The sequence below is a fragment of the Pararhizobium capsulatum DSM 1112 genome, from assembly GCF_030814475.1.
GTDB lineage: Bacteria > Pseudomonadota > Alphaproteobacteria > Rhizobiales > Rhizobiaceae > Pararhizobium > Pararhizobium capsulatum.
Genome location: NZ_JAUSVF010000001.1, coordinates 443,438 through 450,000, shown reverse-complemented (window position 1 = coordinate 450,000; position 6,563 = coordinate 443,438). Strand labels below are relative to the sequence as shown.

6 protein-coding genes (1 of these 6 cut by a window edge) are annotated in these 6,563 nt (G+C 59.7%); 4 read left to right on the top strand and 2 right to left on the bottom strand.

Translation table 11 applies throughout. The features are described 5' to 3' along the window. From hrpB to QO002_RS02035, 3 genes are all read left to right on the top strand, one after another. Positions 1-858 carry the 3' portion of an ATP-dependent helicase HrpB gene (hrpB, locus tag QO002_RS02045; protein ID WP_307226202.1) on the top strand. It extends 1,614 nt beyond the left edge of the window, so the window shows 858 of its 2,472 coding nt (coding positions 1,615-2,472); its start codon lies off the left edge, out of view; it ends in the stop codon at positions 856-858. A 27-nt stretch (positions 859-885) separates the two neighbouring features. Further along, positions 886-2,184 carry an ActS/PrrB/RegB family redox-sensitive histidine kinase gene (locus QO002_RS02040; RefSeq protein ID WP_307233083.1) on the top strand — a complete coding sequence of 433 codons (1,299 nt, stop codon included), beginning with the start codon at positions 886-888 and terminating at the stop codon, positions 2,182-2,184. 78 nt (positions 2,185-2,262) lie between these two features. Continuing rightward, the gene (locus tag QO002_RS02035; RefSeq protein WP_307226200.1) at positions 2,263-2,844 is read left to right on the top strand and encodes an ActR/PrrA/RegA family redox response regulator transcription factor; all 582 of its coding nucleotides are present in this window, start codon (positions 2,263-2,265) and stop codon (positions 2,842-2,844) included. Positions 2,845-2,850: 6 nt separating this feature from the next. Here QO002_RS02035 and QO002_RS02030 read toward each other — a convergent pair whose 3' ends face one another. After that, on the bottom strand, positions 2,851-3,378 hold the full coding sequence (locus QO002_RS02030; protein ID WP_307226198.1) for an MmcB family DNA repair protein: 528 nt from the start codon (positions 3,376-3,378) through the stop codon (positions 2,851-2,853). Between the two features lie 182 nt (positions 3,379-3,560). On the opposite strand from QO002_RS02030, the gene QO002_RS02025 reads away from it, so the two are divergent. Further along, positions 3,561-4,223 (top strand): L,D-transpeptidase, encoded by a 663-nt coding sequence (locus QO002_RS02025; protein ID WP_307226196.1) that lies wholly within the window; start codon positions 3,561-3,563, stop codon positions 4,221-4,223. Positions 4,224-4,302: 79 nt separating this feature from the next. Here QO002_RS02025 and QO002_RS02020 read toward each other — a convergent pair whose 3' ends face one another. Beyond that, positions 4,303-6,471, bottom strand: a complete 2,169-nt coding sequence (locus tag QO002_RS02020; protein ID WP_307226194.1) for a malate synthase G — start codon at positions 6,469-6,471, stop codon at positions 4,303-4,305. Between the last annotated feature and the right edge of the window lie 92 nt (positions 6,472-6,563).

Sequence of the window (6,563 nt, the reverse complement as noted above, 5' to 3'; positions counted from 1 at the left end):
GAGACGGAGCGGCTGGCAGGAGCGAGCATGCTGGTTATCGCCGATCTGACGGGTCGCGCCGGCGGCCAGCGTATTCTGGCCGCGGCCGAGATCAGCCGGGCGGACGTCGAGGCCCATATGCCGGACGCCATTATCCGCGAGGACCAGACCTTCTTCGACCGGCAAAGCCGCCAGGTGCGCGCGCGCCGCGTCACGCGGTTGGGAGCCATACTTCTTGAAGAGGCTCCGATTGCCCGCCCGAAAGACCTTCGCAACGCAAGGGCGCTTGCAGAAGGCATCCGCCAGCTTGGTCTTGCGGCGCTGCCCTTTTCCAAAGAAGCCGCACAATTGCGGGACCGGATCGGTTTTCTCAACCGCACGATTGGCGAGCCCTGGCCGGATATGTCGGATGATGGGCTGCTTAACACGCTGGATCTGTGGTTTGTCCCATTCCACGAGGAAACCCGCGGGATCGACGATATTAAGTCCGGCTCACTATCGGAAGGGTTGCTTTCGCTTGTTCCGCATGACGTTGTTCGCGATCTGCCAAAACTGGCGCCTACCCATTTCGAAGCGCCGACTGGTCAGCGCCATCCGATCCACTACGATGGAGACGAACCGCTTCTTTCCATTCGGGTTCAGGAGCTGTTCGGCTTGAAAAATCATCCCGCCATCGGAGGGGGACGTTTGCCGCTGGTTCTCGAGCTGATATCGCCGGGGCATAAGCCAATACAGACGACGCGTGATCTGCCGGGTTTCTGGTCCGGCTCCTGGAAGGACGTGCGTTCGGACATGCGCGGGCGTTATCCCAAGCATCCGTGGCCGGAGGATCCGGCCAATGCCACCCCGACAACCCGCGCGAAACCGCGCGGCATCTGAGACAAGCGTAAGGATCCCTTCATGGCAATGCCGGCCCACCACCCCTACGAAGTGACGACGATCCGCACCTTGCGGCTCCAGACGATCGTCCGCCTGCGCTGGCTTGCCGTCGGCGGACAGACGATCACGGTGCTCATTATTGCTTTCTGGCTTCGGTTTCCCTTGCCGCTCACCGCGTGCTGCGGGCTGATTGCCTTTCTCGCCTGGGTCAACGCCTATCTCACCGTGCGCTATCCGGCAGCGCACCGGCTGCAGCCACTGGCCGCCTTTGCGCTGCTCGGCCTCGATCTTGCTCAGCTGACCGCGCTGCTTTTCATGACCGGGGGTCTTTCAAATCCCTTCGCACCATTGGTCTGCGTTCCGGTCATCATCTCCTCGGCCTCGCAGCCCAAGGCACAGAGCATCGCACTCGCCTGCATGGCCGTTCTCGGAATTACGGCGCTTGCCTTCACGCCCTTCCCGCTTCCCTGGTATCCGGGCGTCGTCCTGAGGGTTCCGTCGCTGCTGACGGCAGGCTTCTGGTTCGCGATCGTTTCGACCACCGCCTTTGCCGCCTTCTATACCTATCGCGTTTCCCTCGAAGCGAGCCAGCTTTCGGATGCCTTGGCGGCAACGGAGCTCGTGCTTCAACGGGAGAAACATCTGTCGCAGCTTGATGGACTTGCTGCGGCAGCAGCCCACGAGCTCGGCACGCCCCTGGCCACGATCACGGTAGTTGCCAAGGAAATGGAGCGCGAGCTTGGGGATGATCCGCGCTTCGGCGAGGATGTGCATCTCCTGCGCAGCCAGAGCGAACGATGCCGCGATATTCTCCGGCGACTGACGACCCTCTCTTCCGAGGATGAAGCGCATATGCGACGGCTGCCGCTGTCGTCATTGATCGAGGAGGTCATGGCGCCGCACCGCGAGTTCGGCATTCAAATCAACCTCGTTGAAATTGGTGACCGTGCCCATGAACCGGTCGGGAACCGCAATGCCGGCATTCTGTATGGTCTCGGCAACCTCCTGGAGAATGCTGTCGACTACGCCAAGAAGGAAGTCACCGTTACCGTGGCCCACACGCCCGACGTCGTCAGTGTCGTTATCGAGGATGACGGGGATGGTTACGCGCCGGACATATTGAGCCGGATCGGCGAACCCTATGTGACGCAGCGTCAGAGGCAGGATAGTGCCGGCGGCCTGGGTCTTGGCCTCTTTATTGCAAAGACGCTTCTGGAGCGTTCCGGCGCAAAGCTTTCCTTCGAGAATGGCGGATCGGAAAAGCCGGGCGCCCGGGTGCGTGTCGAATGGCCGCGTGGATTGATGGATACAAAGACGCCGAATTGACTTTACCGCTTGCTTTGAAGCGGGAATAAAGCCGCATTATATGACAGAGAACGAGAATTCGCCGAGGAAACAGCGAAGATGACGGAAAAGATCACCGAACCGGTTATCGACAGCAACGACACCGCATCGATCGGACCCGATCCTTCGCTGCTGATCGTCGATGACGATGGTCCTTTTCTGCGTCGTCTGGCGAGAGCCATGGAGACGCGCGGGTTTGTTGTCGAAATCGCCGAATCGGTCGCCGAAGGCATTGCGCGCGCCAAGACCAAGCCACCGAAACATGCCGTCATCGATCTGAGACTTGGCGACGGTAGCGGGCTCGACGTGATCGAAGCAATCCGGGCGCGACGCGACGACACCCGCATCATCATGCTCACCGGCTATGGCAATATCGCAACCGCAGTCAACGCGGTGAAGCTCGGCGCGATCGATTATCTTGCGAAGCCCGCCGATGCGGATGAGATCTTTTCCGCCCTGGTGCAGAAGAGCGGTGAGCGGGCCGAGCTTCCGGAAAATCCGATGTCGGCCGATCGCGTCCGCTGGGAGCATATCCAGCGCGTTTATGAAATGTGCGAGCGCAACGTGTCCGAGACCGCGCGGCGGCTCAACATGCATCGTCGCACGCTCCAGCGCATTCTTGCCAAGCGGGCGCCGAAATAGGCTTCCCTATTTGAATGTATCGCGGGCGCCGGAGATGATGTCTTTCATCGCCGGATCATCGCTGCGATCCGTCGTCCATTCGGCGAGCATCAATCGCTGGGCAGAAACCCGGGCGAAACTGGACGTCACACTCTTGCGCGTCGCAGCGGAAACACGATGCTCCGGCGCCTCGCGAATCATTTCCGCGTCGTAACCGTCAGAAACGAACAGGCCGCATTCTTCCGGAAAAATCTCCAGCGGCACACCGCTGTGGGTCGCAAAGAACAGGCGGTCGCAATGCAGTCGATAATCCGGCCATTTGCGGTCCACCTTGAAGTCCTCGATCGAGGTCTTGATTTCGATGATCCAGATCTCGCCCTTGGGGGAAATCGTGATCAGATCGGCCCGCCGACCACTTGCCAGTGTCAGCTCCGGCAGCACGGCGTGGCGCATATCATAAAGGAATCGCTGGATTCCGCGACGCACCATCAGCGCCCTTTGCGACTGGCGGCCGTCGATCAGTGGATTATCGTTGTGGATAGAGAGAATCGCCATGGCCTAAACTCTGGCACAGCGAGCGTTTTGTTGCAAAAAAGCAAGCCGTGGTGATTTTGGAACGCGCCGCCAAGAATGCTGCAGCGCATTCACTTGCACGCCGGATGTTAATCGAAAATAAACCATAATCACTGATGGTCGAGAAGACCCAGATATTCTTCATATCTTTTTAAGAGATCCCCATGCGCCTCCGCAATGCCCTTCTGCTGTGCAGCCTCGCGGCAATCCTTGCCCTTGCCGGTTGCTCGACAACTCCCGTCTCTCCCATTGGCGAAAAAATCGCAACGAACCAGATTTTCTCGGACGGCTACGGCGCCGTAGAGGATCATGGCTATGCGTTGCCGGCGATCCCGATCTCGAAAGTCGATCAGCGCTTTCATCGTCAGATCGTCGATTATTCGACCAACGAGCGTCCGGGCACGATCATCGTCAATACGCCCAGCCGCTTCCTCTATTACGTGCTGCCGGGTGGCAAGGCTGTTCGCTACGGCATCGGCGTCGGCAAGGCCGGCTTCGCATGGGAAGGCCGCGCCTATATCGCCTGGAAGCAGGAATGGCCGACCTGGCATCCGCCAAAGGAAATGGCGGTCCGCAAGCCGGATGTCGCGCAATATGTCGAAAACGGCATGGGCCCCGGCCTGCGCAACCCGCTCGGCGCGCGCGCCATGTATCTCTTCAACGATGATAACAAGGACACCCTGTTCCGCATCCATGGCTCGCCGGAATGGGCTTCGATCGGCACGGCTGCGTCCTCCGGCTGCATCCGCATGATCAACCAGGACATCATCGATCTCTATTCGCGCGTTCGCCCCGGCAAAAATACCCGCGTCATCGTGCAGCAGTAAGTCGTCTTCGTTTTCTGAAATGAAAAACCCCGGAGCTGGCCAGCTTCGGGGTTTTTGTTTGTCCTGTGCTATGGCGCCTTTAAGCGGCGCGGCTTGCCTTTAGTTCAAGCCGGCGGCGATGCAGGACCGGCTCGGTATAGCCATTCGGCTGCTCGCGTCCCTTGAGGACGAGTTCCAGCGCCGCCTGGAAGGCGATCGAGCCCTCGAAGTTTCCGGCCATCGGCGTATAGGCGGAATCGTCGGCATTCTGCCCATCGACCACGGCGGCCATGCGCTTCATCGTCTCGACGATCTGCGCTTCCGTGACGACGCCGTGATGCAGCCAGTTGGCCATATGCTGCGCAGAAATGCGCAGCGTCGCCCGGTCTTCCATCAGGCCGATGTTGTTGATGTCCGGCACCTTGGAGCAGCCGACGCCCTGGTCGATCCAGCGCACGACATAGCCGAGGATGCCCTGCGCATTGTTATCAAGCTCGCGCTGAATTTCCTCCGGCGTCCAGTTCGGACGTGTCGCGACGGGGATGGAGAGGATGTCCGAGAGCTTGGCGCGTGAGCGCGATTGCAGGCTCTTCTGGACCTCGGCAACATCGACCTTGTGATAATGCGTGGCATGCAGGGTCGCGGCCGTCGGCGACGGCACCCAGGCGGTGTTGGCGCCGGCCTTGGGGTGGGCGATCTTCTGCTCCAGCATGGCTGCCATAAGGTCGGGCATCGCCCACATGCCCTTGCCGATCTGCGCATGGCCGGAAAGGCCGCATTCGAGGCCGATATCGACGTTCCAGTTTTCGTAAGCCGAAATCCACGGCGCCTGCTTCATGTCGCCCTTGCGGATCATCGGACCGGCTTCCATCGAGGTATGCATCTCATCGCCGGTACGATCGAGAAAACCGGTGTTGATGAAGACAACACGCTCGCGGGCAACGCGGATGCATTCCTTGAGGTTGACCGTCGTGCGACGCTCCTCGTCCATGATGCCCATCTTCATCGTGTTCGGCGCCATGCCGAGCGCTTCTTCGACCCGCGAGAAGATTTCGCAGGCGAAAGCTACTTCTTCCGGGCCATGCATCTTCGGCTTGACGACATACATCGAGCCTTCGCGCGAATTCATGAGACGGCCATCGGGGCCGATGTCGCGCAGAGCGATCAAGGCTGTAACCATTGCATCCATGATGCCTTCCGGCACCTCGTTGCCTTCGCGGTCGAGGATCGCGGGATTGGTCATGAGATGCCCGACATTGCGCACCAGCATCAGCGCCCGGCCCTTCAGCACCAGTGGCTTGCCATCGGCACCGTCAAATTCGAGATCGGGGTTGAGCTTGCGGATAAATGTCCGGTCCCCCTTGCTGACCTTTTCGGTGAGATCGCCCTTCATCAGGCCGAGCCAGTTGCGGTAGACGACAACCTTGTCTTCGGCATCGACGGCAGCAATCGAATCCTCGCAATCCATGATCGCAGTGATCGCCGATTCGAGAATGACGTCGGAGATATGAGCCGGATCGCTCTTGCCGATCGGTGTTCCGGCATCGATGACGATATCGATATGCAGCTTGTTCTTGACCAGAACGACATGGGATGGCGAAGCGGCATCACCCTTGTAACCGGCGAACTGCTTCGGGTCGGAAAGTGTCGTCGGGCCGGCTTTGGTGCCGATTGAAAGCGCTCCCTCCGCAATCGACAATCCGGTGACGTCATTCCAGCTGCCCGCGCTCAGCGGCGCGCTGTCATCCAGGAAGGCACGCGCCCAGGCGATGACCTTCTCACCACGGACGGGATTGTAGCCCTTGCCCTTTTCGGCGCCATCAGCATCCGAAATGGCATCGGTGCCATAGAGCGCGTCATAGAGGGAGCCCCAACGAGCATTCGCCGCATTCAGCGCATAGCGGGCGTTCATGACGGGAACGACGAGCTGCGGGCCGGCGATGACGGCAATCTCCGGATCGACATGATCGGTCGAGATCGTGAAATCCGGGCCTTCCGGCACGATATAGCCGATGTCCTTCAGGAAGGCCTGATAGGCATCCATATCCGAGGGCACGCCATTGTCACGATACCAGCCATCGATCTGTGCCTGCAGGGCATCGCGCTTTTCGAGCAGCGCACGGTTCTTCGGCGCCAGATCGTGAACGATCGAGGAGAAAGCCGCAAAGAAACGGTCCTGATCGATACCAGAGCCTGCCAAAGCCTCGCTGACGATGAAATCGTCCAGACCCTGATCGATTTTCAACCCGTTGCGCTCAATCCGGCTCATGGCCTTCTCCCTGCTAGTCTTCTGAAAAATATGAGGCCGCAGTCTCTCATGCTTTGCCAAGCTGTCAATTCCGCGAAAATGCGAAGAATTAT